This is a genomic window from Paeniglutamicibacter antarcticus, assembly GCF_039544305.1.
GTDB classification, from domain to species: domain Bacteria; phylum Actinomycetota; class Actinomycetes; order Actinomycetales; family Micrococcaceae; genus Paeniglutamicibacter; species Paeniglutamicibacter antarcticus_C.
Map to the genome: position 1 here is coordinate 1 of NZ_BAABLK010000016.1, position 25701 is coordinate 25701.

The following is a 25701-nucleotide window of genomic DNA, read 5'->3' on the forward strand; positions in this document are numbered from 1 at the left end:
AAAGTCCGACCCCACGCCGCCGGGTCAGGCCGCGAAGCCATGCCCAAAAACGCCGGTTCCGAGATCCCCAAACATTTTCCGGGAAAAACCCGAAAAGGACTTGCGAAAAAGATAGGGGCACCCCCCCGAGCACAACCCGGTCGAATCCGGTCTTGGCTTCTCCATAGCCAAGGAAAAACGGGCTTTTTGGGGGCCGAAGCGATCTCCTCGTTGCGCGGGAAACCCGGAGATCGGGCCCTGCGCCGCCTGGTCGTGGACGACGGAAAATCGATGGTGCTGGGCCAGGAACCGGTGTTCATCGACAGCACCCCGTCCGGATAAGTGACGAGCGCCGCTTACGGTTTTACAGTGCACACCCCGCTGGCGTACGCGTGGATTCCTGCTGAAACTGTTGAGGGAGACCAAGCCCAGATCCAGTACTTTGGCCGGTTGATTCCGGCGACGGTGACTGCGGACCCGCTCTTCGACCCGAAGATGGGGCGTTTGCGCGGCTAACGGCCGTGCCTGGAAGATCGCGTCTCAGGAGGCGGAAACGGGCTCCACGGCAGGCTTTGCGGTACGGACCAACGGGGCAGCGGGTGCAGAAGGGGCTGTGTTGCGGCGCCCCTCGATGGCGCGGGCCAGAGTAACTTCGTCGGCGTATTCGAGGTCCCCTCCCACAGGAAGCCCGGAGGCCAGCCTGCTGATCTTCAAGCCAAGTGGACGCAGGGTGCGAACCAGGTAGGTGGCCGTCGCCTCGCCTTCAAGGTTGGGGTCGGTGGCAAGGATGATCTCGGTGATACGTTCGTCGCCGAGCCGGGAAATCAGCTCGCGGATGTGCAACTCCTCAGGGCCGATCCCGTTGATCGGGTTGATGGCACCGCCAAGCACGTGGTACCGGCCGGTGAAGGCACGCGAACGCTCGATGGCGATGACGTCCTTGGACTCTTCGACCACGCAGATGATGTCATCTCCGCGGCGTTCGTCACGGCAGATGGAGCACATCTTGGATTCGGAGACGTTGAAGCACACGACGCAGAACTTCACGCGTTCCTTGACCACGGAGATGGCCTGGGCCAGTGCCTTCATGTCCTCCGCGTCAGCCTCGAGGATATGGAAGGCAATGCGTTGGGCGGACTTGGGGCCAATACCCGGAAGCCTTCCCAACTCGTCAATCAGTTCTTGGACTGCGCCTTCGTACACTTGGTTTCACACTGCCTAATCTTGCCGTTCCGTACATTCATTGTCCGTGCAGCAGACACTACATGCCTGGCACCACGCTTGATCCCGGCCGTGGTAAAACACGTGGAATCAGCGAGGGCGGTTGGGTCGCTCGATCACGTTGCCCTGGGCATCGCGTTCCTCGATGATTCGGCCGTTGAGTATGCGCTCGATGGCCGGTACTCCGATAAGCGAGGAATCCTCGATCTCGATGTCCTCGTCACTGGGGACAAACTCCGTCTCATCCAATTCTATGGGTGCAGCGGGCTTCCGTGCCCCTTGGTTCGCTTCGGGCGTTGGGCGCGGACGGGCGAAATCAGGGGCGTCATCGGGGTTGCCCCAGGCCCCGGCGGCCGGATCGGTGGTGATCGGGGCATGGACAGGCGCGGGACCGGAATCGACGATCCCCGCTGCGCGGTTCATCAGCCGCTGGTAGCGGCTGAGTTTGCCGTTGTTGGGGGGCACGGGAGTGCCGGGTTCCGCAGCGGCTGGAGCCGGGGCCGTGACGGGCATGCCCCAAGTCGCAGCGGATGCACCCGGAGGAGGCGCGACGGGACGGTCTGCGACGCCGAATGACGGGGTCGGGGCAACGTATCCCTTGGGTGTCGTCGGCGGCGAGCTGGCGGGAGCGGATGATTTGGGTGCGGTGGTCCTGCCTGCTTCGGGTTCGGTGGCCGCGGATCGCTGGTCCCCTTCCCAGTCGGGAACGGGAACGTTGGATGCATCCCAGTCGCCGCCGTCGTCGTCCCATGGCTCGGAATCCCATGTCGGTTCCGAGCCGAAACCCTGCTCGTCGTCGGTCGAGGCAGTGACGGACTGTTGCGTCGATGCCGGGGCTGGCGCTGCAGATTCCGATGCGGGTTGTTGGCTGGCCGGTCGTGGTGCAGCGGGTTCACGGGAAAGTGGCTGTGCAGTTGGTGTCTCGGATGCCCCAGATGTGCTCCGGGTGCTGGACTGCGTTGCGGAGCCCCACCCGGGTTGGCTTGGAGGAGGCGTTCCGGAAGGGGATTGTGCAGTTGGCGCTGAAGGCGGCTCGGCTGCGCTCCGGGTGCCGGACTGCGTTGCCGAGCTCCTGCCGGGTTGGGTTGGAGCGGGCGCACTGGAAGAGGAGGGGGCGGTGTGCTGCTGTGGTGCGGATTCAGCTGGACCTGTGGTCACCGCCGGCTCGGGCCGGCGATCAACTTTTGGGCCAGAACCACCCGCAGGTGCGGAATCTCCCTCGGTGACAACCAATTCAATGTTCACGCTGAGCACCTTCTGGATGCTCTGCCCCAGAATCGCGAGATTCTCCGCTCGGCCGGTAAACGCATTCAAGGCGCCCGTGTGGGCAAAGCTCACTGTCAGCGTACGACCGTCAAACCCCGTGACGGAGGCGTTCGGTGCCACCATCATCCAGACGAACCGCTTGTTGCTCTTTAGTTCCTCCATGATGTCGGGCCATGCCCGACGGAACATTTCCACGGAGCCGGCGCCGCCGGATTGCGCTGCTGGAGCTCGGCTGCGCTCGGGCTGTGCAGCCTGGGGCTGATGCGGTGGCTGCTGTTGTGGTGCCCGGCTTTGCTGTTGCTGAGCCGGAAGCTGTTGTGTGGAGGCTTGCTGTTGCTGTTGAGTAGCGGTTTGTTGATGTTGTTGGGCTGGTTGTTGGTGCACCTGATTCTGCTGCTGCGTAGGGGGCTGCGACTGTTGCTGCGCGGCTCGTTCCTGGGCAGCACTTCGTTCTGCAGCAGCTTTTTCCTGCGCAACACGTTCGGCCGCGGCTTGTTCGGCTGCAGCGCGCTCGCTGGCCGCCTGATCTTCCTTGACCTTCTTGGCGAAATCTGCCATGGCTTGGTTCTGCTGGATAGGTGCGGGCTCCGGGGCGGGTGCCGCAGCTTCGTCACTGGTCTCTGCAGCGCGATCGGGCAGAATGCTGAAGGGTGGCACATCTGCCGGCGGGTTCACTGGGGACCCTTGCGCAGCGGATACCGGCTCGGTGACCGGGTTGACGGGACCATCTGGTACGGGGCCCCAGATGCCTCCCCAATCAGAGGAGTTCTCGGCTGTCTCCCCGGCAGGAGCCGGGGGAGCCGGCGCCGCGGGGCTCGTCGGGGAAGACGCTGCCTCAGAAGCCGAGGAAGCATATGCCTGGGGGGTTGACGAGGAAGGTGCCGAGGGCGGCGAGGGAACTGGTGATGCAGTGGGTTGTGAAGGTGCGGGTCGCGTCAAAGGCTCGGCGAAGGCTTCGGACGGTGTGTCGCTTCCCTTTTGTGCGCGGGCAGCGCGCAGCGCTTCACGTACCGACGCGGCGCCCTGGCCGGAGGATTCTCCTTCGTAGCCTAGGCCGGAGCCATGCTGGCCAGTCATGCCCGAGACATCGCTTGGGTCCAAGGAAAGGTCGTCACCTGCTTGTGCCAAACGGCGTTCAATGCGATCCATGCGTGCGTTGTAGCCACGTTCGGAGGCATCGGATGCAGGAAGCAGCAAGCGGGCACAAAGCAGCTCGAGGTGCAGCCGAGGCGAAGTCGCCCCGGTCATCTCTGTCAGACCGGCATTGGTGACGTCGGCCCAACGGCTGAGCTCGGCCTGGCCGAGCCCGGCGGCCTGGGCCTGCATCCGGTGAAGCTGGTCCTCGGGCAATCCGCGAATGATCTGCGATGCGTTCTCGGGAACCGCACGCACAATGATCAGGTCCCTGAATCGTTCCAGCAGGTCCTCGACGAAACGACGCGGATCATGGCCGGTCTGGACGACGCGGTCCACTGCCGAAAACACGGTGGCCGCATCACCGGCGCCCAGCGCGTCGACCACGTCGTCGAGCAACGTGGCGTGGGTGTATCCAAGAAGCGAAACTGCTAGCTCGTAGTCCAGGCCTTCTGGCCCGGCTCCGGCAATCAACTGATCCAGCACCGAGAGCGAGTCCCGGACCGAACCGCCGCCTGCGCGGATGACCAGTGAGAGTACTCCGGGGGCCACGGTGACGCCCTCGGCCGCGGAGAGGTACTCGAGGTACTTGATCAGCGGCTCTGGCGGCACCAACCGGAAGGGGTAGTGATGGGTGCGTGAGCGGATGGTGCCGATGACCTTGTCCGGCTCGGTCGTGGCGAAGATGAACTTGATGTGCTCCGGCGGCTCTTCTACGATCTTCAGCAGCGCATTGAAACCGGCCGAAGTGACCATGTGGGCTTCGTCGATGATGAAGATCTTGTACCGATCGCGCACCGGGGCGAACGTCGCGCGTTCACGCAGGTCACGTGCGTCGTCGACACCGCCGTGCGAGGCCGCGTCGATCTCGATAACGTCGAGGGACCCAGGGCCGCCGCTGGCAAGCTCGATGCAGCTGGGGCAAGTGCCGCACGGGGTCGGGGTTGGTCCCTGGGCACAGTTCAGGCAGCGGGCAAGGATGCGGGCGGACGTTGTCTTGCCACAGCCGCGCGGACCCGAGAAGAGATAGGCATGGTTGACCCGGTTTTTTTCCAGGGCCTTCATCAGCGGTGTGGTGACATGTTCCTGCCCGATCACATCCGCAAAAGTGTCTGGACGGTAGCGACGGTAAAGAGCTGTACTCACGAGGGCCACCCTATCGGTTTTCCGGCGGGATGCGCATCCCGTGCGCCCCCTCCCGGTCGGTTGTGAAGACCCACGGATGCGTGGGCAGTCGTGCTGGATCGAAGGCAGCCAGCGCAGCATCGAGTGACTCGGCGGGCAAACCCAACGAGTTGAGGATCAAGGTACGTGCGGCTGCAGCGACGGTGCCCTCGTTGGCCAACTGCCCCAGGGTCACCGACCCGTCGCGCTTTGCCAGGCGCTTGCCTGCCGAATTCAGGGCCAGTTGGACATGGGCGTAGGTTGGCGGCTCATGGCCGAGCACTCCGGCCAGGTACCCCTGGCGCGGGGCAGAGGAAAGCAGGTCGTCGCCGCGCACCACCTGGTCGATTCCCTGGGCGGCGTCGTCAACCACCACCGCAAGGTTGTAGGCCGGGACCCCGTCGCTGCGCAACACCACGAAGTCGTCCACCGTTCCGGTGTACTGCCCGTGCAGCACGTCAGTGACCGTGAAAGTGTCCTTCTGTGTACGCAGGCGCCAAGCAGCAGGACGCAGTTCCCGCTTCGCGGCGCGTTCGCTCTCGGTCAGGTTTCGGCAGGTCCCTGGGTAAGTGCCGGGTGCGGCATGCGGGGCGCTGGCAGCCTCGGCAATGTCACGCCGGGTGCAGAAGCATTCATAGAGCCGGTCGCGGTCCCGAAGTTGCGAAACGGCGCTGGCGTACAAGGGGAGACGCTGGCTTTGCCTTGTGATCGGGCCGTCCCAGGTCAATCCCAGGGCGCTCAGGTCGCCGAGCTGGATTGCCTCGGCGCCGGCGCGTGCGCGGTCAAGATCTTCTATGCGCATCAGGAATTCACGGTTTGTGGACTTGGCGAAGAGCCAGGCAAGGACCGCGGTACGCAAATTGCCCAGGTGCAGTTCCCCGGAGGGGCTGGGAGCGAACCGTCCGGCACCCATGGACCTACTCCCTTGTCGATTCCCGGGCTCGGCGTGGATGGGTCAACGCGCACACGGGGAAACAGTAAAGGCCCCTCATGCACCTGCCAGAGCCCATCTACCCTTGCTACCTTCCGGTCCTGGGGGAGTTCGACAGGATGACACCACATGAGGGGCCGTCAAATAGTATACCCGAGGTAGGGCCCCGGCTTGAAATCCGCTGCTGCCAGAAGGCTCACCCGTCCCCGTCACGCGGTTCGGGCCCGGTGTCAGGGATCCCGGGAATCTCGGCCGTCTCGTCCCAGCACAGCAACCTCTTGGCCTGCGCGTCGATGGAGGTCCCTGGCAACATCGCCTGGATCGGCGTGGGTTCCGGGCCCAGTGCGCGTGGATATAGCAGCCCGTCGGGCAGCTCCAGCTCGGTTACCCCGTGCGGAGTCCGCCATTGCAACGAGCCGTTGCCCAAGTGGACGGCCCGCCACCCCAGCACGTGCTTGTAGATCTGGTGCCGTTTGCACAACAACTGGGCGTTCTGCGTCGAGGTCACACCTCCCGCTGCCCAATCCTCGATGTGGTCGAACTCGGAGGACTCCGGTGCGCGCCTGCACCCGGGGAAGCGGCAGTGTTCGTCTCGCACCCGCAGGAAATCACGCAGTGCCTTTGAGGGCTTGTATCGTTTGCGGCCCAGGTCCAGCACGGATCCCGTCCAGGGGTCGGTGAGTATGGCCCTTAGCGTCGGAGCCCGGGCAGCCAGCAGCAAGGCGGCCCCGATCGGTATGGGCCCGTACCCCTCAAGATTGGCGGTCCCGCGTTCGGGGTCTGTGAGCAGTTGCAGTGCAGGAATGGTGAGCCCCACAAAGGGCGGCTGCTTCTTGGCATGCTGTCCGGGCCACCCCTCGATCAACGAATCCCGAAACACGTCGGCGCGAAGCTGGCCCAGCGGCCGCTGCTCTTCACTTGAGGCCAGCAGGTTCGAATGCATGGAAACGGTGTTGTAGATAGAGAGCACGTCCTCGGCCGGCAGGTAGGCCTGCAGCACTGCCATCCCGTCGGGCTCGGGCCACCACATGAGTGAACGCCCCGTTTCCGCCCGCGAGCGGCGGTCCGACGCTGCTTCCGGGTGCAACCGTTCCCTGGCACGCTTGATGCGCAGCGCCATCGACGCATCCGAAGCCGTTGCCGCGGTTGGTAGCAAGATCGCTTCGATCTGCCGGGCTGTTGCCCGGGGGATGCCTTGGGTCTGCTTTACCAGCGCCGCGGCGGTACGTGAAGTGATGCTTCCGGTGTATAAGGCAAAGAGCGAACGTTCGTGCACGTTGCGCAACCCCTCGGCCGTTGCCAACCTGTTGAAGGTGGAGCGCTCGGAAGTCCTGGTGACGATGGCGGCCTCTGCCACTAACGAGGACCGGTTCAGGTCCCGGTCCCCGCTCAGCAACGGATATCCGTGTTCCTCGACCTCCTGCTTGTAGTCGAAAAGGGTGGGGTTTTCCTCCGACAGCGGGGTTGGCATGCCCCGTTGAACCATCTCGCTGGTGTCGGCAAGCAAGGTGGACTCCAGTCCGTCCACCATCGCACGGATCCTTGCGAGGGCCCGTAGCTGCTCGAGTCCTTGGCCGGGGGTCCGGGGGCATTGGGTGGAAGTGAGTTTCGCAACTGCGCGTGCGAGCGGCTCCCGTCCCAGGAAGCCTTCGGTGCAGGTGGCCCAGAAGCCGTGCAGCCCGCAGTAAAATCGTGACCCGGCAGGTGGTGCGATGCCCTCCCAGGGGCCAGAATTGTCCTGATGTGCCGCAAACTTACCCATGGTCCAGTGAACCCCGAGATGGTTGTTCCAGTGCCCAGGCATCGACCAGCGGTGGAGACTCGCGCACACGACAAGCGCCTGTGCGGGAGGCCCGCCATGATCGATGATCGGTTCCCTGGGATCGGTCTCGGGGCATGGATTAGTTGTCGTTGAAAATCTCCGCTATGCTGGAACCTGCTCTTTGGAGCAAGCTGGAGGATTCGCCTAGCGGCCTATGGCGCACGCCTGGAACGCGTGTTGGGTTCACGCCCTCGGGGGTTCAAATCCCCCATCCTCCGCGGATACGGAATCGGTCTTGACTTGAGAAATCAAGTCAAGACCGATTCCGTTTAAGTTGCACAACACTGGTCCGGAAATCGTTAGACTAACGGATAGTGCGATGGCGGGGATGCCGTCTCGTCAGCGAGTGCAACCTTAAGGGGTAGATGTGGCGAGCGAACGCCGTGCCGCAGTGATTGTGGAAGACGACGCAGATATCCGGGGATTGCTTGAGGTTGTATTGCAGCAATCAGGCTTTGACGTCCACTCCGCCGAGACCGGAGCCTTGGGTGTGGAAATGGTGGGTGCCCACAACCCCGACCTGGTGACCCTCGATATCGGGTTGCCTGACATCGATGGGTTTGAGACAGCTCGTCGCATTCGTGTGATTTCCGATGCACACATACTCATGCTGACGGCCAGATCCGACGAGATCGACACGGTTTTGGGCCTTGAGTCGGGAGCGGACGAGTATGTGACCAAGCCATTTCGTCCGCGGGAGCTGCGCGCCAGGGTCGATGCGATCATGCGCCGACGCACCAGCCCGATGGGAACCTCGCGCAACATCGCATCGAAGGAAAAGGCATCGACTGCCGAGCCGGACATCGTTGACCAGGCCCACCTGCGCGCGCTCAACGGGCTGGAAATGAATGTAGCCACATACACCGTTCACGTTGACGGGGACGCGAAAAGCGTCACTCCGACCGAGTTCACGTTGCTTGATTCCTTGTTGGGGGCCCGGGGCCATATCCGGACCAAGCCGGAACTGGTCAGGCGGCTGCGCAATGAGGATTTCGACGCGGGAACCTACGTCTCGTCAGCCGATGAGCGTTCGGTGGAGGTGCATATGGGCAACCTGCGTCGCAAGCTCGGGGACTCCGCCCATGAGCCGCGCTGGATAGAAACGGTGCGCGGCGTGGGATACCGATCCGTCATCAGGCGCTAACGAAGCCCATGTAGCTCAGAAGTGCATGCTCGGCGAACTTGGGTTCTTCCAGCACCGAGAGGATCCCGGTCCCCGCTGCCTCGATGCGGCTGATGAGGGAGCACTGTGCACCCTGATCGCCATCGCGGAAGGCCGCATGCAGCAAGTGCGCGAGATGGGCCAGATCGTGGGCCCCTGCCATGGTTGCCGCTGACTTCATCGATAGGGCGGAATCTTCACCAATGGAACGGTCATGGGAGGCAAGCGCGTTGTGCAACCTGGCGACGCGCGTGGGCCACAGCAGATGGAACTGCGAAATGAAGTTCATGACGGGTTCGGTCCCAAGCTCGGAGCACAGTTTCCCCAGCGTCCGGGTGCACACCGCGGAGTCTTGGGAAAAAGGATGCAACGTCATGGTTACATCATGGAGCGCGAAGCTCACGATCGAACCCCAAATATGCTCAAGGAACGCTCAAGTATCAAACCGTTATTCTTGAGGATACTGTGCGGCGATATTGTCCGCGTATGGATGAAAACTTGATGTTGGCAGGTAATACTGGTTGTTGTCCGGCGGAGTAGTTCACTCGATTCCTCTGGGCCAAAGGGGAAACTGATGAATCCCCGGTGCCAGTTCAAGGTTCACCTCTCACATCTTGGGGGTGTGAGTGGATACGAAGAACCTGGGTTGATGGTTCATCTCTCGTGTCTTGGGGGCTCGAGAGAAACGTACGAACGTTGAAAGGCGTGGGCGCCAGAGGAATCCGGCACCCACGCCTTTGGTGTATGCCATGGCGTCAGCGCGGTTCTCCAGGGCGTACCGAGGGCAAACCAAGGGATTGGGCCAAGGAGCGTGTGGCATTGCCGGCGTTTTTGCGCGGCATGATGACAGTCATTGTGGTTCCACGACCCAGCTGGCTTTCCACCTTGATTTTCCCACCGTGGGCCGCGACCAGTTCCTGGCTGATCGCCAGCCCCAGGCCAACCCCCGGCAGACCCGAACGCCGTGCCTCATCTGTGCGGAAGAACCGGGTGAAAAGGCCGTCGACGTCGTCTTGGGACATCCCTTGGCCGGTGTCGCTGATCCCGAACCTGATTTCGTTGCTGTCACAACCCATCCCCACCGTCACCGTACCGCCGGCCTTGGTGTATTTGATGGCGTTGGACACGAGGTTGTCCACCACCTGTGCCAATCGCAACGGGTCACCCAACACCAGCTCGTGGCACAGGTTCCCTTCGATCAGGGAGATTCCCGCGGTTTCTGCACGCGGTCTCAGGGACTGGATTTGCGCATGGATGACTTCGCCCAGATCCATGGCGACAATATTTACCTGGTGTTGTCCGGCGGCAGCAGCGAGCAGGTCGTTGACCATATGCAGCATTCGTTCCGAGTTCCTGGTGATCACGCCTACCGACTGGCGCTGGGCATCGGTGAGCTCCGTTTCGTCCTCGAGCAGTTCCACATAACCCAGGATCGAAGTCAGCGGGGTGCGAAGCTCGTGGCTCACGTTGGCCAGAAAACGATCCCTGGTCTTTGAGGCTTCGATAAGCGGGGTGATGTTCTTGAACATGGTTACCGCGCCATCGTATTCCCCTTCCTCGTCAAAAAACGAGCGTGCCGAGGTGGAGAGGTACATGGGGTTCTCCAGCGGACCCAACGTAAAGAGCTCGTCCGTGAACTCTTCCTGGCGAATTGCGCGAACCACTGGCCGGTTGCGGGGTTCCAACAGCTCGGTAACCGGCTCATAGTCCGGGGTGACTGCGTGCACGAGCAGCTCTGATTCGTTGGGGTCGGGGTTCCCCTCGGGAGTTGCATAGCGGTGCTGGAAGCGTTGGACATCATTCATGAACACGTCGCCGCCGTCGCGATCCACCACCACGACACCCACGTTGGCCGCATTGAGCACGGCGTTGAGCAGATGTGTTTGGCGTCGGCTGTCGGTCAAGGTGGTGCGCAGCTTCTGTTCCATCAAGGCGGAGTTGTGTTCGGCGATGACCGTTGTGGTGGCCAGCGCGAGGATGAGCAAGGGAACAAGCATCGGCTTGATCATCGCCTCAAAGGTGAGAGGGACTTCGTGGTGCAACAGCTGCAGCCAAATTGTTGCCAAGGGCACCGTGAACGAGAGCAGCAAGGTCAAGCGCGGAACGAAACCGGACCAGGCGAACCAGAAAATCGGAAAGGCTGCCAGCAGGCTTACCCCACTGACCCAAGGATAGGCTCCCATCGCCATCAAGACGGCAGCAACAAGCCCCGAGGCCGCAATTGTGAGGTAGACCTGTTCGGGTCCCATGGCCTTCCACGGGAGGGCCCATGCCAACACCGTGTTCAGCACGGTCAGGGACACCCCTGCGAGGAAGAAGGGGTCGGTGAAGACTTCCGCGGGTGAAATGAAAGCGGCCAACATGCAGGCAATGGCCACCGCCAGGAACACCGGTGTTTGCGACCAGCCGACCTTGCGCCGCAGCGACAGGTCGGCAAACGGGACGCCCTTGGTGGCGATCCTTGCGACCAATGCCGGCAACCAGTGTTTGACATGGCGCTGATCGCCGGTTTGTGTGGCACTCATAGATACAGCATAGATTCTTGGTGGGCCCGGTGTGGGACACGCAAGAACTTCCGGGCGGCGGCAAGCGCCGAGGCCTTCTTTTCCCCGCGCCAGAACCGAAGTGGCTAGTTCACTAGGGCAGGGTAATGCGCGCGGGCCGTCTGCGGGTGGGCACGAAGCCAACCCTTGAGAACATTGGCACCGTAGGAGGCGAGCATCGGGTTCCCCGGATCCGCGGAGACGCCGCGGGCCTCGGCGGCAAGTTCGGCGGACAGCGGGACGGTGCCAATGACCGAGTCGAGCCGGGGGGAGTAGAAGAAGGGAACAGAGTAGCGGTCTACACCGGCAGGGGGAGCGGTGACCCGGTGGATGGTCGCCATCAGGTAACCATTGGTAGCGACTTCGAGCATCTCGCCGATGTTGACGACCAATGCGCCTTCAATCGGTTCGACCTCGATCCACTGGTCTTGTCCGTATGGCTGTACTTCCAGTCCTCCCACGGAGTCCTGTAGCAGCAAGGTGATGAAACCGTAGTCGGCGTGTGCTCCCACGCCTTGGCTGCCTGCCCCGGGGACGATTCCGCCGCCGACGTAGTGAACCAGTTTTCCCATCCACGCGGGAGCATGGGCGAAGGGTTCCTCGAAGTACCGTTCGGGCAGACCCAAGCCCACGGCCAGCCCGGAAAGCAGCTCTGCACCCACCTTGTTCATCAGTGAGGCCCAGTCCATCGCGGCAGATTCAAGGCGGGGGAAGTCTGCCGGCCACTGGTTGGGGCCTTGCAGGTTCAGGTGGGGGGAATCGTCCGGGACCCTGGAGAGGACCTTGCGTTCGGGACCGTAGTCGATCTGTTCCCGGGAGTCCGCCCTGCCGCGGGTGATTTCTGCGCCCAGTCGGGTGTATCCCCGGAACTGCGCCGAAGTGCGGTTGTCCAACTTCAGTTTCGAATCCACCGGAAGGGCGAAGAACCCGGCCAAGGTCTTGAGGAGTTCCTGCGTTGTGCCTTCGGCGGCACCAAACCCGGTGATCTGGAAGAACCCCACGCGATGGGCCGCATCACGCAGCGACGCAATGAAATCTTCGTCGAATGTTCCATCGGCACGGCGTGCCGTGGACATGTCTAGTACGGGGACTGTGGTGAGAACTGTAGTCATGGATCAAGAATGCACCCGAGCTTCCGGTTTGTAGGATCGAAAGTTACTTCACGTTCCGGACTGTGAATCAATGCGTCATGGCCCTTGACGTGCACCGTGGATCCACCGAATAGTTGCGCGACTCGCACGAAAAGGAGCAAATCGGGCCACATGTGGCTAGAAGTTTCCTAAGCTGGTCAAGTGATCTTCAAATCTGTCGGCGATTCGCGCCCGTACCCCGAGCACGGCTACCTCACCCCCAAGGACTGGGCGGCCGTTGCCCCCACGCAGGTGCGCCTTGACGAGCTCGTGACCACCAAGAGCACGCTGGACCTCGCAGCGCTGCTGGCCGAGGACTCCACGTTTTTCGGGGACCTGTTCCCGCACGTCGTGCAGTGGCGGGGGACGCGCTACCTTGAAGACGGGCTGCACCGGGCAGTGCGCACCGCCCTGCACCAACGTTCGATACTGCACGCACGTGTGCTGGTGCTGGAAAACTAGGGCGAACAGTGGCGCGCAACAAGGATCCACACGACTGGCATGGCCACCGAATCATCTCGGAGGACGAGTTGGCGAGCCCGGCATTTACGACCGATGCGCGCATCAAGCGCCGGCGCACGATCCGCCACGGGATCATCCTGGTTATTGTGCTTTTAGCCCTTGTTGCCGCCGTTGTCCTGGCCTACCTGGTCAATACCCGTGCCGTTGTCATCGATGCGCTCGAACCCCGGCCGGTGGCCGAGACGCCCGTTACCGAAGTGGAAGCCTGCCCCACCACTGAATTCAGCTACATCGATCCGGGCAAGATGACGGTGAACGTCATGAATGCCACCCAGGTGTCAGGCTTGGCCGGTGCCACGGGGACGAAGCTGAAAAAGCGTGGGTTCACCGTGGGCGAGGTGGGCAATGCCCGGATCTCAGACGTCGACGTAGTTGGCGCAGTGATTTCCGGGCCCGATGGCTACGCACAGGCCATGAGTATGCAGCGGAACATCAAGGACCTGGTCTACGTCTTTGACGCAAAGCGTCCGGGCGCGACCGTCGACTTGGTCATCGGCACCAAGTACAAGGACTTGGTCAAGGACAAAAAGGTCAACAAGAAACCCGGGAAACTGGGATGCACCCCGCCGAAGCCCAAGGAGAAAAAGAACGGGTAAGGGGTTAGCTGCAGCCCTCGGGACCGCATGCCTCGCCGTCGGGTGAAACGGAGCTGATCAGCTTCAGGCTTTCTGTTTCAGCGCTGATTTCGTCCCAGACCTGGCGTAGGGCTTGTTCAAAGACCTCCGAAGGCTGAGCGCCGGAAATTCCGTACCTGTCTTCCAACACGAAGAACGGCACGCCGCTTACACCCAGCTCGCGGCCGCGAATCCCATCGGCGCGTACCGCCTCGGCGTACTTCTCGCCGGCGAGAACCTCAGCGGATTCCAAAGGATCCAGGCCCACCGAGTCGGCGATGCGCTGCAGCGCTTGCCTGCTACCGGTATCCACGCCCTTTTCAAAGTGTGCCGATAGCAGGGCTTCCTTCATTGCGGCCCCGAGATCGCGTTCCTTGGCCAGTGCCAGCAGCCGCAAGGCGGTGAAGGAATTGGTGGGACGCACTGAAGCCATGTCGAAGGAAAGGCCCTCGGCGGCGGCCTGGGCGGAAACATGTTCCAGCATTCCTTCGATCTGCTCGGCGGGCATGCCCTGTTCTTTGACGAAGTAGTCGGCTCCGCTTCCCTCGAAATGTTCTGGTGCCGAAGGGTCAAGCTGGAACGCGTGCCATTTCACGTCGATATTTTCACCAAATGGAAGAGCAGCGACGGCCTTCTCGAAACGACGCTTGCCAATGAAGCACCATGGGCAGGCAATGTCGGAATAGATGTCAACGTTCAAGCGTGTTTTGGTCATGTCTTGGACAACGGCGACCCACGGGCCGATATTCCCTTCCCGGGGAGGCGGTCAGTTGGAGTTGACTGACGCGTACTCGCGTCCGGTCTCGTCTTCGAGTTCGGCGCGTTCGAGGCCGTTGCCCCGCACCCACGTCTTGTAGGCAACGAAGAGCAACCCGATCCACACGGTTCCCACGACCAGCGCAATGCGGGTGCCCGGAATGAGGCCCAAGAGTACGATTACGAACCCCATGAACCCGAGCGCCGCATAGGATGCGACGGGCCACCAAGGCGACGGGAACTCGGACTCCGGCAAGGACTCCCGTTTGATCTCCCGCTTCATGGCGATGTGCGAAAGCATGATCATGACCCAAACCCATACCGTGGCGAAGGTGGCGATCGAGGCGATGATCAAAAACAGCGACTCGGGCAGCAACGCGTTGAGCACGACCCCGACCAGCAGCACGATTCCCATTGTCAGCACGCTCATCCACGGGACACCGTTGCGGGAGATCTTTGCGAAGGACGCCGGGGCGTGGCCCTGCTGGGCCAACCCGAACATCATCCGCCCTGCACCGAAGATGTCGGAGTTGATGGCGGAGATCGCTGCGGTGATCACGACGGCATTGAGGATATGTGCCGCTGCGGGAATGCCTAGGTTGTCGAAGATCTGAACGAAGGGGCTGCCCTCGGTGCCGATCTCGTTCCACGGATAGATCATCATCAGCACGCCCAGTGTGCAGATGTAGAAGAGCAAGATACGCACCGGCACGGTGTTGATCGCTGCCGGGACCACCGACTTGGGGTCCTCTGCCTCGCCGGCGGTGATGCCGATGGTTTCGATGCCGCCGAAGGCAAACATGACGATCGAGAAGGATGCCAGCAGGCCCCAGAAACCGTTGGGGAAGAACCCGCCGGCAGCCAGCAACGTGGAGAAGCCGGGCTTCGCCTCGGCGGGCAGACCGAAGCCGAAGAGCACGATGAGTATCCCGCCGATGATCATCGCGATGATGGCCGAGACCTTGATCAGCGAGAGCCAGAACTCCGTCTCGCCAAAGACTTTGACCTTCATCATGTTCAGTGCGGCAATAAAGAACACCACCGCGAGGATCCAGATCCAGCGCGGGACGCCGGGAAACCAGAAACCCATGTAGATGCCGAATGCCGTGACGTCGGCAAGCGCCACGATCGCCATTTCGAACGTGAACGTCCAACCGGTGATGAACCCTGCGAAAGGGCCAAGGTACTTGGATGCGTACTGTCCGAAGGACCCGGAAACCGGATGCCGCACAGCCATCTCGCCCAAGGCACGCATCACCATGAAGACCGCGGCGCCGCCGATCATGTAAGCCAGCAGGACCGCAGGTCCAGCGGCCTGGATGGCCGCGGCGGATCCGTAGAACAAGCCGGTACCGATGGCCGAGCCAAGCGCCATGAAGCGGACGTGGCGGACGTTAAGGCCACGGGCAAGCGCCTGGGCAAAATGGGGCACGGAAACAAACCTTTGGGTGGAAGGGGCTTAACTAATGATAAATGGGTAGTGCGATTCGGCCCCGATCCGGTGGTGCGGATCACCCGTGGTTAGGTTGGGTCAATACACTGGTTGGGGCGGGCAAGCGTTGCTTGAAACCACCTGCCCAATATTTTTGATGGTTGTCCCGAGGCCTCATTGCCTCATAACGGGGCACGGATGAGGAGAAAAACGCGTGGCTAGGTCCTTGGGATGGCGTGGAATCGCCTTTGCCAGTGGACTCACGGCGATTGCCGGCTTCGTTGACGGAGTGGCGTTTATCCACTTCGGCGGGTACTTCGTTTCCTTCATGAGCGGCAACTCCACCAGGTCGAGTGCTTCCCTGGCCGAAGGCGACTTCGGGGCCTGGGCGATGGCCATGGGACTGGTCGGTGGTTTTGTGCTGGGAGTGGCTGCTGCGACCCTGGCCAGCCAAGTGGCTTCGGTCCAACGTCGCGGGGCAGTGCTTTCGGTGTCTTCGCTCTTCCTGCTGGGCGCCGCACTGACAACGCTGGACGGCGCGGGTGGCGTTTGGACGGCACTATTGATGGCCATGTCCATGGGCTCCATCAACGCGACCTACACACGCAGGGGTGAAGTCAGCGTTGGCTTGACGTACATGACCGGAGCGCTGGTGAAGATGGGTCAGCATCTGGCGACGGCGCTGGTGGGTGGCCCCAAATGGGCGTGGCTTCCCTATGGTGCGCTGTGGGCCATGATTACGTTCGGTTCCTTTGCCGGGGCGATGCTATACCTGCAGGCGGGACTGCTCATCCTGTGGGTAGCGGCGCTCGCCCTCGTTGTTTGGACCGTCGTGGCATTCCTGCGGGACAGCCCCGGCCGGAAGTTCGCGCACCCTCGCTAGGATGCGCCCCACCCCTGCATTGCGCGGTCGTGCCGGCCGTGTACTTGGAAATATAGGCCGATCCCGAGCGCCGAAAGTACCGCAAGGATTCCGAACATGCCCCTGTATCCCACGTGGGGGATGAGCAACCCCAATGCCGATGTCCAACATCAGGAAGAACGTCGAGGTGGCCACGCCCAACTCTGCCGGTGGAACAGCGGAGACTGCGATGGCCTGGGCGCAGGGCATCAGTGCGCCGAAGCCAAACCCCGTCAAGGCTGCCGCTGCGGCGACGGTCAGGTTACTGGGGGTGAAAGCCAGCGCGGCCATGCCCAAGGCGAAGACGACCAACAACGGATACATGATCGCGTTGTCGCCCCGCCGGTCCTGGATGCGTCCGGCAAAGAGCCGGGAGGCCAATACTGTCACGGCGTAAACAAGGAAGAACCAGCTGGCCGCCTCCGCCATGGAACGGGAAATCAGGAAAGGGGCCAAGAATGCGATGATCCCCGAGTAGGCAACGCCACAGACCAGCAGAACCAATGAGATGGGCAGGGCGGCCGGGCTGATAATGGACCGGATGAAGCTGCCTCGGCGTGCGTGGGTTTCGGGCTTTTCAAGGATTCGCGCGGGCTCCGGCATCTGCATCAGCAGGCTGATGACCAGGGCTGCGACGGATGAAACCGTACAAAACAAAAATACCGAAGTGTAGTCGCCGTTGGCTGCCAACACTACCGCCAGGAAAGGGCCGGCCGCGGTAGAAAGCGTGGTGGAAAGACCGAAGTACCCCGTTCCCTCGCTTCGCCGTGCGGGCGGAATGATGGCTTGGACGGCGGTGGCGATGGCAGTGTTCCCGGCGCCGAACGCAATGCCGTGGACAAAACGCACGATCAACAGCAGCCACAACGTATCGCTGTAGATGTAGAGCACCGATGCCAGCACATAGATGCACAGGGAGATGACCATCAACCGTTTGCGGCCCAGGACCTGAAGCAGCTTGCCGGCGAAGAAGCGTGCGGTGACCGAGCCGATGATGAAGACGCTTGAAGCCAGCCCTGCGGCGCTGTCGGATGCTTGGAACCTGTCAACGGCGTAGAGTGCCATCGAGGTCATCAACAGGTAGAAGACCATGGAAATGAAAAGGTTGGCCATGGCGGCAAGCACGAAATCCCGGGTGAAGAGTTTCGTTGGGGGATCGTGGGGCTGGCTCACCGGGCTCCTTCTGACGTTCTTGCGGCTTTCGGGCCCGCGCGGGCGCCACCTCTCATTATCGGCCCGTGCCCCTGGATGCTCGGTCTTTGGTGACGACACGGGTTGGTGTTATTGGCGACAGCGGCTGGTTGTGTCGTCGCTTTTGGCACGATTCCCAGGTTAAAAAACGATCGTCCCCGCCTGAGGCAGCTCTGCCGGTGGGGACGATCGAAGTTTATGGAGTTGTTTCTTGGTGGCGGGATCCAAGGGGCTGTCGCGTCATTGCGCTGACCCCTCGACCCCGCCACCGAAGATTGTTCAGGCTCCGACCGGTGTCAGTGCCTTGGCTTCGCGCAGGTAGCGGTTGTAGGCCTGGACGGTGAGGAAGGTCGGGAAGTCCTCACGCAGTGCGCATGCCTCGAAGATCTCGCGGGCGTCCTCGAAACGGTCGCCCTCGAAGCGCGAGAGCTTCTCGAATTCCTCTTCGGTAAGATCCTCAACCCATGAGCGGGAAACCAGTTCACCCTCGTCGGTGATGGCTGCCTGCTGGATCCACTGCCAGATCTGCGAACGCGAGATCTCGGCGGTTGCCGCATCCTCCATGAGGTTGTGGATGGCAACGGCGCCGTTGCCACGCAGCCAGGCTTCCATGTAGCGGATGCCCACCTCGATGTTGTTCCGGATGCCGCCCTCTGTGATCTTGCCTTCGGTCCCGGCGATGTTCAGCAGTTCCTTGTCATCGGGAACGACATCCTCACGGGTGCGCTCACGCTGGTTCGGATTTCCGCCCAGCACCGCGTCGAAGACCTCGCGTGCCACCGGGACAAGGTCCGGGTGTGCAACCCAGGAGCCGTCGAAGCCGTCGTTGGCTTCGCGGGTCTTGTCTGCACGGACCTTCTCGAAGGCCACGGTGTTCACTGCCTCGTCCTTGCGATTGGGGATGAAGGCAGCCATGCCGCCGATGGCCATCGCACCACGACGGTGGCAGGCCCGAACGAGTTGCTCGGTGTAGGAGCGCATGAACGGGGCTGTCATGGTGACCATGCCGCGATCCGGAAGCACGAAGCGCGGGCCACGGGAACGGAAGTTCTTGATGATCGAGAAGATGTAGTCCCAGCGCCCTGCGTTCAGGCCGGCTGCGTGGTCGCGCAGTTCGTAGAGGATCTCTTCCATCTCGAAGGCCGCGGTGATCGTTTCGATCAGGACCGTCGCACGGATGGTGCCCTGCGGGATACCGAGGAGGTCCTGCGCCAAGACGAAGACGTCATTCCAGAGACGTGCCTCCAGGCGGTTCTCGATCTTCGGCAGGTAGAAGTAGGGTCCGCGTCCCTGGGCGATCAGGCGCTGTGCGTTGTGGAAGAAGTACAGGCCGAAGTCAACCAAGGCGCCGGAGACCGGCTTGCCGCCAACGAGCAGGTTCTTCTCCGGCAGGTGCCAGCCACGCGGGCGAACCACGATGGTGGGCATGTCGGTGAGCTTTTCACCGGTCAGCTTGTATTCCTTGCCCTCGGGGGAAGTGAAGTCGATGTTGCGATCGAGTACCGCCCGCAGGTTCAGCTGTCCGTTGATGACGTTGGACCAGCTGGGGGTCGAGGAGTCCTCGAGGTCTGCCAGCCAGACGTTGGCGCCGGAGTTCAGTGCGTTGATCGCCATCTTGCGGTCGGTAGGACCGGTGATTTCCACGCGACGGTCCTCCAAGCCTGGTGCGATCGGGGCAACCTGCCAGGTCTCGTCGTCGCGGATCGACTTGGTCTCCGGGCGGAACTTGGGGTCCGAGCCGTTGGCGATGCGGGCGCGGTTGAGCTGGCGGGTCTGCATGAGTTCGGCACGACGGGCGTCGAATGCCTTGTGGAGCTGGGCCAAGAAGTCCAGCGCCTGTGGAGTGAGGATCTCTTCCTGCCGGCGGACCGGGGCAGCGACCAAAGTAATACCGTTCAGGGTGATTGGATCGTTCATGGCTGTGACTCCTTCTTGAATCAAGTTTCTCTGTGGCGGTGTGCCTGGGGAAATCGGGGTAGTGCGGGTGGCCGGGTGGGGCCGGCTGTGTTCAGCCGGCCCCACCCGAACCGCGGCGGCAACCGCCGTGGTGTCTTTAGTGGAACTGACCGGCTTCGGTGGATCCTGCCAAGGCCAGGGTGGACGCGTTCGGGTTCAGAACGGTGGCAATGTCGTCGAAGTAGCCTGTGCCCACTTCGCGCTGGTGCTTCGTTGCGGTGTAGCCGCGTGCCTCGGAAGCGAACTCGGCTTCCTGGAGCTGGACGTAGGCGCTCATGCCATCACGTGCGTACCCGTGCGCCAGGTCGAACATCGAGTGGTTCAGGGCGTGGAAGCCTGCGAGGGTGATGAACTGGAAGGTGAATCCCATGGCGCCGAGCTCGCGCTGGAACTTGGCGATGGTCGCATCATCCAGGTGCTTCTTCCAGTTGAAGGAAGGGGAGCAGTTGTAGGAGAGCATCTGGTCCGGAAAATCGGCCTTGACGGCTTCGGCGAACTTGCGTGCCAGCTCCAGGTCCGGTGTCCCGGTCTCCATCCAAATGAGATCGGAATACGGTGCGTAGGCCTTGGCCCGTGCGATGCACGGTTCGATGCCGTTGCGTACCTTGTAGAAGCCCTCTGCCGTGCGCTCGCCGGTGACGAATTCCTTGTCGCGGTCATCGACGTCCGAGGTGATCAGGGTTGCTGCCTCGGCGTCGGTGCGGGCAATGACGACCGACGGGGTGTTGGCGACGTCTGCTGCCAGGCGGGCTGCGTTCAGGGTGCGAACGTGCTGCTGCGTGGGGATGAGCACCTTGCCGCCGAGGTGGCCGCACTTCTTTTCCGAAGCGAGCTGGTCTTCCCAGTGGACGCCCGAGGCGCCGGAGGAGATCATGGACTTCATCAGTTCGTAGGCGTTCAGCGGGCCGCCGAAGCCTGCCTCCGCGTCTGCCACGATGGGCACGAGCCAATCCTCAACAGTCTTGATGCCTTCTGCATGCTCGATCTGGTCGGCGCGAAGCAGGGCGTTGTTGATGCGGCGGACAACCGACGGAACCGAGTTGGCCGGGTACAGCGACTGGTCCGGGTAGGTGTGGCCCGAGAGGTTGGCGTCTGCTGCGACCTGCCAACCGGAAAGGTAGATGGCGCGGAGGCCGGCCTTGACCTGCTGGACGGCCTGGTTGCCGGTCAAGGCGCCCAGTGCGTTGGTGTAGCCGCCGGACGGTCCTTCTTCGGTGAGCTGCTTCCAGAGCTTCTCGGAACCACGCTTTGCCAGTGTGTGCTCCTCCTGCACGGAGCCCTGCAGCTTCACAACTTCTGCCGCCGAGTAATCACGAGTGACATCGTTCCAGCGGGGGTTGGTTGCCCAATCCTCTTCGATAGCTGCGATGCGGTTCTCGGTTGAGTTTTGCTCGGTCATTTCCTTCTCCTTGCTGGGTTGCCGGATGCCGGTCCAGGGTCGTGGTCTTTGTGGCCTTGGTAGGTTCTTCCAGCATTCTTTCTGCGTAAGAACTACATTTCCGCACTTTGACGCAGACCGCTAGTGGGTTTCATTGGAAAGATTCGCACTTCTTCGCTAAACCTCAAATTGCGCCGGTTCGCACATCGGATCCACCGAGAAACCGCAAAACCGGTTGCAGTCCGGGCAAAGTGCTCGAAGAAGGGGCGGATTTCTGGACGATGAAGAATCCGCGGTTGCTTCGGCATCCAAGTCAGTGGATATTCCTAGGGCTCAGGCAGGCGGTTGTCCAGGCCGGACGAAGCCATCCTCAGCTGTGCCAGCAAGGACGCAGCACCACCGCTGGGTCGGCTTCGTACGGCGATCTCAAGTGGGACAGCGCCTAGTTGTTTTCATCGCGTAAAAGGGAACCGGCCGCCACGGCTTTCGGCCACAGACCAGCGTGATTGCCTTCGGAGCAAATGAATTGGCGGGTAACCATGGAGATAGGGCGCTTTGGGACCAGTCGCGGGGCAATTGCCGAAGCCGCTGGAGTGCCACCAAGAGAGCATGCGGGCGGTTCAACGAAATTCGATGCCGCGGGCATGGAAGAGTCAGACGTCGAAGCAACGAGCGATGCACTCAGGCAGAAGTGCACACCCAGGTGTTGCCTCGGTCTCGAACCTGGTGGCTACACGATTCTGCGGGTGGCGGTGAAGTGGGGTGCACCGCAAAAGAGGCGGGATTTCGCTCCGGGAAAGCGTGGAAATCCGCCGAGGGATACCAAGCTAGAGGACGTGGGAGGCGATGAGCTGTGAGAGCGCGCGAACATCGACCTTCCCCTTGAACTCAAGACGAACCTTGCCCAAACCGCTGAACCACAAGTCCAGCTCGGCGTCGAGGTCAAGGGTTCCGGCGGTTTCCACGGAAAACGCCTGGACCTTTGAGTACGGCAAAGATGTGTAGTCACGCTTTTTTCCGGTGAGCCCTTGGATATTTACGGCGATGAGCCGCTTGTTCGTGAAGGCCACGTAGTCGCGCGCGCCTTTGAATACCGCGAGCAGTTCTTCGCCTTGCACGAAGAGGGGTGTGATTTCCCCCGCCACGTCGTTCGGGTTGCAGGGGCTGAGCTTGAAAACGGAAGAGTTGTTGAAATCGATCATGTTCCGAGGCTACAGAAAATCCACGTCAAGAAGGATCGGCCAGTATATCGGTCCGCATCCATGGCCGTGGTTTCTGCCGCGCAGGTAAGATCTCCCCGGCGCGAGTATGGGGATTGTCGTGAAGGTTGCTGCGACGGGCTTAAGAACCGGAATGGGAGACAGCCGCCCGCGGGATGGCGCCCCGTCGAGTGTGGAGCCGACTGACGGCACTTGTCCTCTAATCCAAACCGTCGGAGCCTAATCATAGCCTTATTGCCGGATCGATTTTGGTCCCGCCCGACGACTAGGACGTCCGTCGACGCTTTAGACGCCTAGCCGGCGCCGCATACACCTGGGGGAATCATGCCTGTTGAAAATCAGCTCGCACCAACACCATCACCGCAAACATACGATCCGGTACCGAAGTCGAGTGCAGGGAAAGGGCTGGGCATCGCTGCGCTGGTCGTCGCGATCGTAGCCCTGAGCCTGTGATGGGTGCCGATCATCAATAACTTTGCTGCCTTCCTTGGCCTTGTGGCCCTCGTGCTTGGCATCATTTCGTTGATTGTGGCGGCCAAGCGCAACGGCAGCAAAGGACTGGGAATCGCGTCCAGCATCATCGCAGTCACGGCAATTGTCCTGGTGTTCATCACACAGGCCGCCTATTCCGCCGTGATCGACGAGGTATCGACAGCCAGCGAGGACTCAGTCAACGGAGAGGCAGCCCCGCCGGCGAAAGTCGTCGAGCAGGCAACCGATCCGGCCCAGGTTCTCACGCTGGGGAAGCCGGCAGAGATCGGGGAGTACACGGTGACCGTCGATTCCGTGTCCCTCGACTCTACGAAGGAAGTCGCTGCGGCGAACCAGTTCAACGACAAGGCCACGGGCCAGTACGTGCTAGTGGATCTCTCGGTGGTCTACACCGGTGCTGATGAGGGTGATGCCTGGATCGACCTGATGCCGAAGCTTGTCGGATCCGATGCGCGTATCTATGACTCTTCGACCTCAATGGCCGTGCCGCCGAAGCCTGCAACCGACGCCCCGACCCTGACCAACGGAGGGAAAGCGTCTTACCAAGTACTCTTCGATGTCCCCGCCGAAGCGGTAGCTGACGCCAAGATTCGCGTCAGTGAGCTGTTGTCGTTCAATGACCAGTCAGCTCTCTGGGCAACGAAGTAGTCGATGGCGAAGAAAAGTGGCGGCCAGGGCTGAATCCATCAAGGGAGCGGAGGGCGATGTCGAATTTTGACACCGAGCGCAAGCCGCTGGTTCGTGAAAAAGAAGAAGATGGAGGGAAAGCCAGCACGCATACCGATCGCATGCCTGCAGGGTTCATACTTTCCGCGATATCGGATTCAGGTCCATTGACCCATCATCGGCGACACCAAGTGCTGGGAAGATTCCTCCGGCCTTGCAGCCATTGCACTGGAGCAGAGAAGATACCAAACTTTACCTGGCTGTGCTCATGCTCGAGCGTAGCCAGGTTAAGCGGGTTGCGGGCGTCTGTACGACACCGGCCTGCTGGTCAATCCCGTGACGGTTGGCATTGAATCCCGGTCGTTTTCATGTGCTGCTCGCGCGGTTTTCGATGAAGGTGCCGAGCTGTTCGAGTGCTTTGGCATGGCCGTTGCTATGGCCATCGATCATCCCCATTCCTACGAATGAGGTCACCTGGTCTGTGAGCCGAACCACGGTCGTATCACCGTGATCCTCAAATTCCCAGGTCAGGAGAGCAACGGCGATTACCTGTTCCTTGTGCGTCACGGTGTCCGTGTGGACGATAACGGACTCCGGAACGATCTGCACGTAGTGGAGGACACCGCGGAATTCCAAGGTTTCAGGTGGTCCGCACCGGTACATGTCCCTGCCGCTGGCGTGGAAATTGGCTTCGTCGTGCACCAGCGCCTCGCCCGGCGGAACACTCCAGCTGGCGCGTTGGTTCGAGTCCGCGAAGGCGGCCCATATATTGGCCAGTCGGGTATCGAATGACCGCGCGAACCTCAAGGTGTCATGAACGATCGCGTCCATCAGTGATTCTCTCCTGGCCGCACGCGGTGGTTCCGCAGGGTCGAAGCCCAAAACGCAGTCTGGCAAAAACCGGGGTACGGGCAATCAAATCCCCACTTCACTTCCCCCGCATATGCGCTGCCAGTGTTGCTGACCAACGCTGCTGAACCGATTGCTGGCAACAGGCAAATGCCATCGAACGCATGGGCGTGCTCCGTGGTAACCGCCGCTACACGTTGGGGCAATCAGGAACGGTGCGCCGGCAGACCGCACGTTCGGCCTCCGGCGTCAACCGGTTACTTGTCGCCGTCGCGAACCCGTTGGGAAAAGTTCTTCACATGCTCCTGCAACACCTGGATGCGGTGTGCCATGGCGGCTTCCCGGTCGAAACCGATGTAGGGCTAGGGCTGGGGGGTCCGCACGTTGATTGAACATTCGAACTTTTCGCACACCAGGGTGCTGATGGTGTCGCCGTTTCGGCCGGCGGGCCCCGCCTGCCTGGCATTGAAGAACGTCACGTCGTTGGGCAGGTTCACGTCCTCGCGCCACGAGCACTGCGGCCTGTTGCGGGTCTTGCCTTGGGCCTTGCGGAACATGACGCCGACAGATTCCCCGTCCAGAACGGTTATCACGTACCGACAAGCGGAAGCTTCTCATCGCGCCACCCAAGGAAGTCGAGGTTTTCCCAGTCGAGTTCACCAAAGTGCTTGGGTAGGGAGAGGGACTTGCGTTCGCGAAGGGAAGCATCGATCAAGGATGCGCGGATTTGGTGCTCGGATATTTTTTGCATTGAAAATGATGCCTAACTGTCCTTTTCGCTGCACGGCCGTGGCTGAGGCGCAGCGGGGAAATGGTTCGGTGTGGAGAGGGCACCGGCGAGGGCCGTCCGGTTCTGGGCGGCAGCCGCATGGCAGGAAATCACCGGGGGAGGACAGATCTATCTCGAGCCGGCAAAAAAGACGCCGGCTACCTCCGCAAGCCGCAAGGGCAGGTAGGCCGAAACAGAATCGGACATGGGAAAACTATGCGCCTTCTGAAGATGTCGACCGCGTCGATGAATTCGAAGCCACGCGTCGCGGAAGTGGCCCCGATCTTATCAGAGCACTGAACGAGGTTCCGTCGAAAGAATGGTTCCCGTGCCTCACGATCAGCGGTGATCCGATCGCCGCGAAAGCGAACCTGGCCCGGTGTGTACGCTGGGACATGGCCTTTTCGGGGCTTGCGGCAGACCGCTCAACGAGTCAGGTGAAAGTGTTCGGTGCACGAGCGGCCTACGACGCAGGGCCTGAGGTTTCGCAGTCAGTCCGTACTGGTGAGCCATGGAATCTCTGAGGATACGGTCATCTCGAGACGACGTTGGGCGCGTCACATCTTCCAGCAATGTTGACTGGCTCACAGCCAGGCCCTAGCC

General features: G+C 61.6%; 21 protein-coding genes, 1 tRNA gene, 1 other RNA gene and 1 pseudogene. 8 read left to right on the plus strand and 16 right to left on the minus strand.

Going from position 1 to position 25701, the window contains the following annotated elements:
* The first annotated feature begins 186 nt into the window (after positions 1 to 186).
* Positions 187 to 321 carry a hypothetical protein gene (locus ABEA12_RS04320; protein WP_345466584.1) on the plus strand — a complete coding sequence of 45 codons (135 nt, stop codon included), beginning with the start codon at positions 187 to 189 and terminating at the stop codon, positions 319 to 321.
* Complete coding sequence (locus ABEA12_RS04325; protein WP_345466587.1) at positions 322 to 495, plus strand: glycine cleavage T C-terminal barrel domain-containing protein; 174 nt, start codon at positions 322 to 324, stop codon at positions 493 to 495. It begins immediately after the preceding gene.
* A 24-nt stretch (positions 496 to 519) separates the two neighbouring features.
* Here ABEA12_RS04325 and recR read toward each other — a convergent pair whose 3' ends face one another.
* From recR to ABEA12_RS04350, 5 genes are all read right to left on the minus strand, one after another.
* Entirely contained in the window at positions 520 to 1182 is a 663-nt protein-coding gene (recR, locus tag ABEA12_RS04330; RefSeq protein ID WP_210102101.1) for a recombination mediator RecR, read from the minus strand.
* Positions 1183 to 1290: 108 nt separating this feature from the next.
* Positions 1291 to 4746, minus strand: a complete 3456-nt coding sequence (locus tag ABEA12_RS04335) for a DNA polymerase III subunit gamma and tau (RefSeq protein WP_345466591.1) — start codon at positions 4744 to 4746, stop codon at positions 1291 to 1293.
* A 10-nt stretch (positions 4747 to 4756) separates the two neighbouring features.
* Positions 4757 to 5677, minus strand: a complete 921-nt coding sequence (gluQRS, locus tag ABEA12_RS04340; protein ID WP_210102099.1) for a tRNA glutamyl-Q(34) synthetase GluQRS — start codon at positions 5675 to 5677, stop codon at positions 4757 to 4759.
* A gap of 63 nt (positions 5678 to 5740) precedes the next feature.
* Positions 5741 to 5837, minus strand: an RNA gene (gene ffs / locus ABEA12_RS04345) — signal recognition particle sRNA small type.
* A 54-nt stretch (positions 5838 to 5891) separates the two neighbouring features.
* Positions 5892 to 7226, minus strand: a complete 1335-nt coding sequence (locus ABEA12_RS04350) for an HNH endonuclease signature motif containing protein (protein WP_210102098.1) — start codon at positions 7224 to 7226, stop codon at positions 5892 to 5894.
* Positions 7227 to 7650: 424 nt separating this feature from the next.
* On the opposite strand from ABEA12_RS04350, the gene ABEA12_RS04355 reads away from it, so the two are divergent.
* Both ABEA12_RS04355 and ABEA12_RS04360 read left to right on the plus strand, forming a co-directional pair.
* A tRNA-Ser gene (locus ABEA12_RS04355) sits at positions 7651 to 7735 on the plus strand.
* 149 nt (positions 7736 to 7884) lie between these two features.
* The gene (locus ABEA12_RS04360) at positions 7885 to 8661 is read left to right on the plus strand and encodes a response regulator transcription factor (RefSeq protein WP_210102097.1); all 777 of its coding nucleotides are present in this window, start codon (positions 7885 to 7887) and stop codon (positions 8659 to 8661) included.
* Here ABEA12_RS04360 and ABEA12_RS04365 read toward each other — a convergent pair.
* The 3 genes from ABEA12_RS04365 to ABEA12_RS04375 all read right to left on the minus strand — a co-directional run bounded on the left by ABEA12_RS04365 (position 8651) and on the right by ABEA12_RS04375 (position 12334).
* Positions 8651 to 9055 (minus strand): Hpt domain-containing protein, encoded by a 405-nt coding sequence (locus ABEA12_RS04365; protein WP_210102096.1) that lies wholly within the window; start codon positions 9053 to 9055, stop codon positions 8651 to 8653. The two genes, ABEA12_RS04360 and ABEA12_RS04365, sit on opposite strands and share 11 nt — an antisense overlap.
* 379 nt (positions 9056 to 9434) lie before the next feature.
* The gene (locus ABEA12_RS04370; protein WP_210102095.1) at positions 9435 to 11204 is read right to left on the minus strand and encodes a sensor histidine kinase; all 1770 of its coding nucleotides are present in this window, start codon (positions 11202 to 11204) and stop codon (positions 9435 to 9437) included.
* Positions 11205 to 11308: 104 nt separating this feature from the next.
* Positions 11309 to 12334, minus strand: a complete 1026-nt coding sequence (locus tag ABEA12_RS04375; protein WP_210102094.1) for an isopenicillin N synthase family dioxygenase — start codon at positions 12332 to 12334, stop codon at positions 11309 to 11311.
* Between the two features lie 180 nt (positions 12335 to 12514).
* Between ABEA12_RS04375 and ABEA12_RS04380 the strand changes: the two genes are divergently transcribed.
* The gene (locus ABEA12_RS04380) at positions 12515 to 12814 is read left to right on the plus strand and encodes a type II toxin-antitoxin system VapB family antitoxin (protein ID WP_210102093.1); all 300 of its coding nucleotides are present in this window, start codon (positions 12515 to 12517) and stop codon (positions 12812 to 12814) included.
* 8 nt (positions 12815 to 12822) lie between these two features.
* Entirely contained in the window at positions 12823 to 13470 is a 648-nt protein-coding gene (locus tag ABEA12_RS04385; protein WP_210102092.1) for a LytR C-terminal domain-containing protein, read from the plus strand.
* Between the two features lie 4 nt (positions 13471 to 13474).
* Here ABEA12_RS04385 and ABEA12_RS04390 read toward each other — a convergent pair whose 3' ends face one another.
* Together ABEA12_RS04390 and ABEA12_RS04395 are read right to left on the minus strand one after the other, a co-directional pair.
* Positions 13475 to 14203: a DsbA family oxidoreductase gene (locus ABEA12_RS04390; protein WP_210102091.1), complete on the minus strand. Its 729-nt coding sequence runs from the start codon at positions 14201 to 14203 to the stop codon at positions 13475 to 13477.
* 51 nt (positions 14204 to 14254) lie between these two features.
* Positions 14255 to 15619: an amino acid permease gene (locus tag ABEA12_RS04395; RefSeq protein WP_345466650.1), complete on the minus strand. Its 1365-nt coding sequence runs from the start codon at positions 15617 to 15619 to the stop codon at positions 14255 to 14257.
* 271 nt (positions 15620 to 15890) lie between these two features.
* Between ABEA12_RS04395 and ABEA12_RS04400 the strand changes: the two genes are divergently transcribed.
* The gene (locus ABEA12_RS04400) at positions 15891 to 16559 is read left to right on the plus strand and encodes a YoaK family protein (RefSeq protein ID WP_210102089.1); all 669 of its coding nucleotides are present in this window, start codon (positions 15891 to 15893) and stop codon (positions 16557 to 16559) included.
* Here the strand turns inward: ABEA12_RS04400 and ABEA12_RS04405 are convergent.
* The 4 genes from ABEA12_RS04405 to ABEA12_RS04420 all read right to left on the minus strand — a co-directional run bounded on the left by ABEA12_RS04405 (position 16443) and on the right by ABEA12_RS04420 (position 22304).
* Positions 16443 to 17750 (minus strand): MFS transporter, encoded by a 1308-nt coding sequence (locus ABEA12_RS04405; protein ID WP_345466601.1) that lies wholly within the window; start codon positions 17748 to 17750, stop codon positions 16443 to 16445. The two genes, ABEA12_RS04400 and ABEA12_RS04405, sit on opposite strands and share 117 nt — an antisense overlap.
* Positions 17751 to 18047: 297 nt before the next feature.
* Positions 18048 to 19685, minus strand: a complete 1638-nt coding sequence (aceB, locus tag ABEA12_RS04410) for a malate synthase A (protein ID WP_210102088.1) — start codon at positions 19683 to 19685, stop codon at positions 18048 to 18050.
* 136 nt (positions 19686 to 19821) lie between these two features.
* Positions 19822 to 21123 carry an isocitrate lyase gene (gene aceA, locus ABEA12_RS04415; protein ID WP_210102087.1) on the minus strand — a complete coding sequence of 434 codons (1302 nt, stop codon included), beginning with the start codon at positions 21121 to 21123 and terminating at the stop codon, positions 19822 to 19824.
* 806 nt (positions 21124 to 21929) lie between these two features.
* The gene (locus ABEA12_RS04420; RefSeq protein WP_210102086.1) at positions 21930 to 22304 is read right to left on the minus strand and encodes a PH domain-containing protein; all 375 of its coding nucleotides are present in this window, start codon (positions 22302 to 22304) and stop codon (positions 21930 to 21932) included.
* Between the two features lie 474 nt (positions 22305 to 22778).
* Here ABEA12_RS04420 and ABEA12_RS04425 point away from each other — a divergent pair, with 474 nt between their 5' ends.
* Entirely contained in the window at positions 22779 to 23462 is a 684-nt protein-coding gene (locus tag ABEA12_RS04425; protein ID WP_210102085.1) for a DUF4352 domain-containing protein, read from the plus strand.
* A 384-nt stretch (positions 23463 to 23846) separates the two neighbouring features.
* On the opposite strand, the gene ABEA12_RS04430 is transcribed toward ABEA12_RS04425, so the two are convergent.
* Complete coding sequence (locus ABEA12_RS04430) at positions 23847 to 24311, minus strand: SRPBCC domain-containing protein (RefSeq protein WP_210102084.1); 465 nt, start codon at positions 24309 to 24311, stop codon at positions 23847 to 23849.
* A gap of 380 nt (positions 24312 to 24691) precedes the next feature.
* Positions 24692 to 25080, minus strand: a pseudogene (locus tag ABEA12_RS18610) (FBP domain-containing protein).
* Positions 25081 to 25701 lie beyond the last annotated feature (621 nt).

What these genes read in the sequence shown, in the direction of transcription:
- ABEA12_RS04395 (WP_345466650.1), bottom strand. Translation starts at nt 15,619, where the DNA reads ATGGCGCTTGGCTCGGCCATCGGTACCGGCTTGTTCTACGGATCCGCC.
- aceA (WP_210102087.1), bottom strand. Translation starts at nt 21,123, where the DNA reads ATGACCGAGCAAAACTCAACCGAGAACCGCATCGCAGCTATCGAAGAG.
- ABEA12_RS04365 (WP_210102096.1), bottom strand. Translation starts at nt 9,055, where the DNA reads ATGACGTTGCATCCTTTTTCCCAAGACTCCGCGGTGTGCACCCGGACG.
- ABEA12_RS04420 (WP_210102086.1), bottom strand. Translation starts at nt 22,304, where the DNA reads ATGATCGATTTCAACAACTCTTCCGTTTTCAAGCTCAGCCCCTGCAAC.
- ABEA12_RS04390 (WP_210102091.1), bottom strand. Translation starts at nt 14,203, where the DNA reads ATGACCAAAACACGCTTGAACGTTGACATCTATTCCGACATTGCCTGC.
- ABEA12_RS04370 (WP_210102095.1), bottom strand. Translation starts at nt 11,204, where the DNA reads ATGAGTGCCACACAAACCGGCGATCAGCGCCATGTCAAACACTGGTTG.
- gluQRS (WP_210102099.1), bottom strand. Translation starts at nt 5,677, where the DNA reads ATGGGTGCCGGACGGTTCGCTCCCAGCCCCTCCGGGGAACTGCACCTG.
- ABEA12_RS04430 (WP_210102084.1), bottom strand. Translation starts at nt 24,311, where the DNA reads ATGGACGCGATCGTTCATGACACCTTGAGGTTCGCGCGGTCATTCGAT.
- aceB (WP_210102088.1), bottom strand. Translation starts at nt 19,685, where the DNA reads ATGAACGATCCAATCACCCTGAACGGTATTACTTTGGTCGCTGCCCCG.
- ABEA12_RS04350 (WP_210102098.1), bottom strand. Translation starts at nt 7,226, where the DNA reads ATGGTGGACGGACTGGAGTCCACCTTGCTTGCCGACACCAGCGAGATG.
- ABEA12_RS04375 (WP_210102094.1), bottom strand. Translation starts at nt 12,334, where the DNA reads ATGACTACAGTTCTCACCACAGTCCCCGTACTAGACATGTCCACGGCA.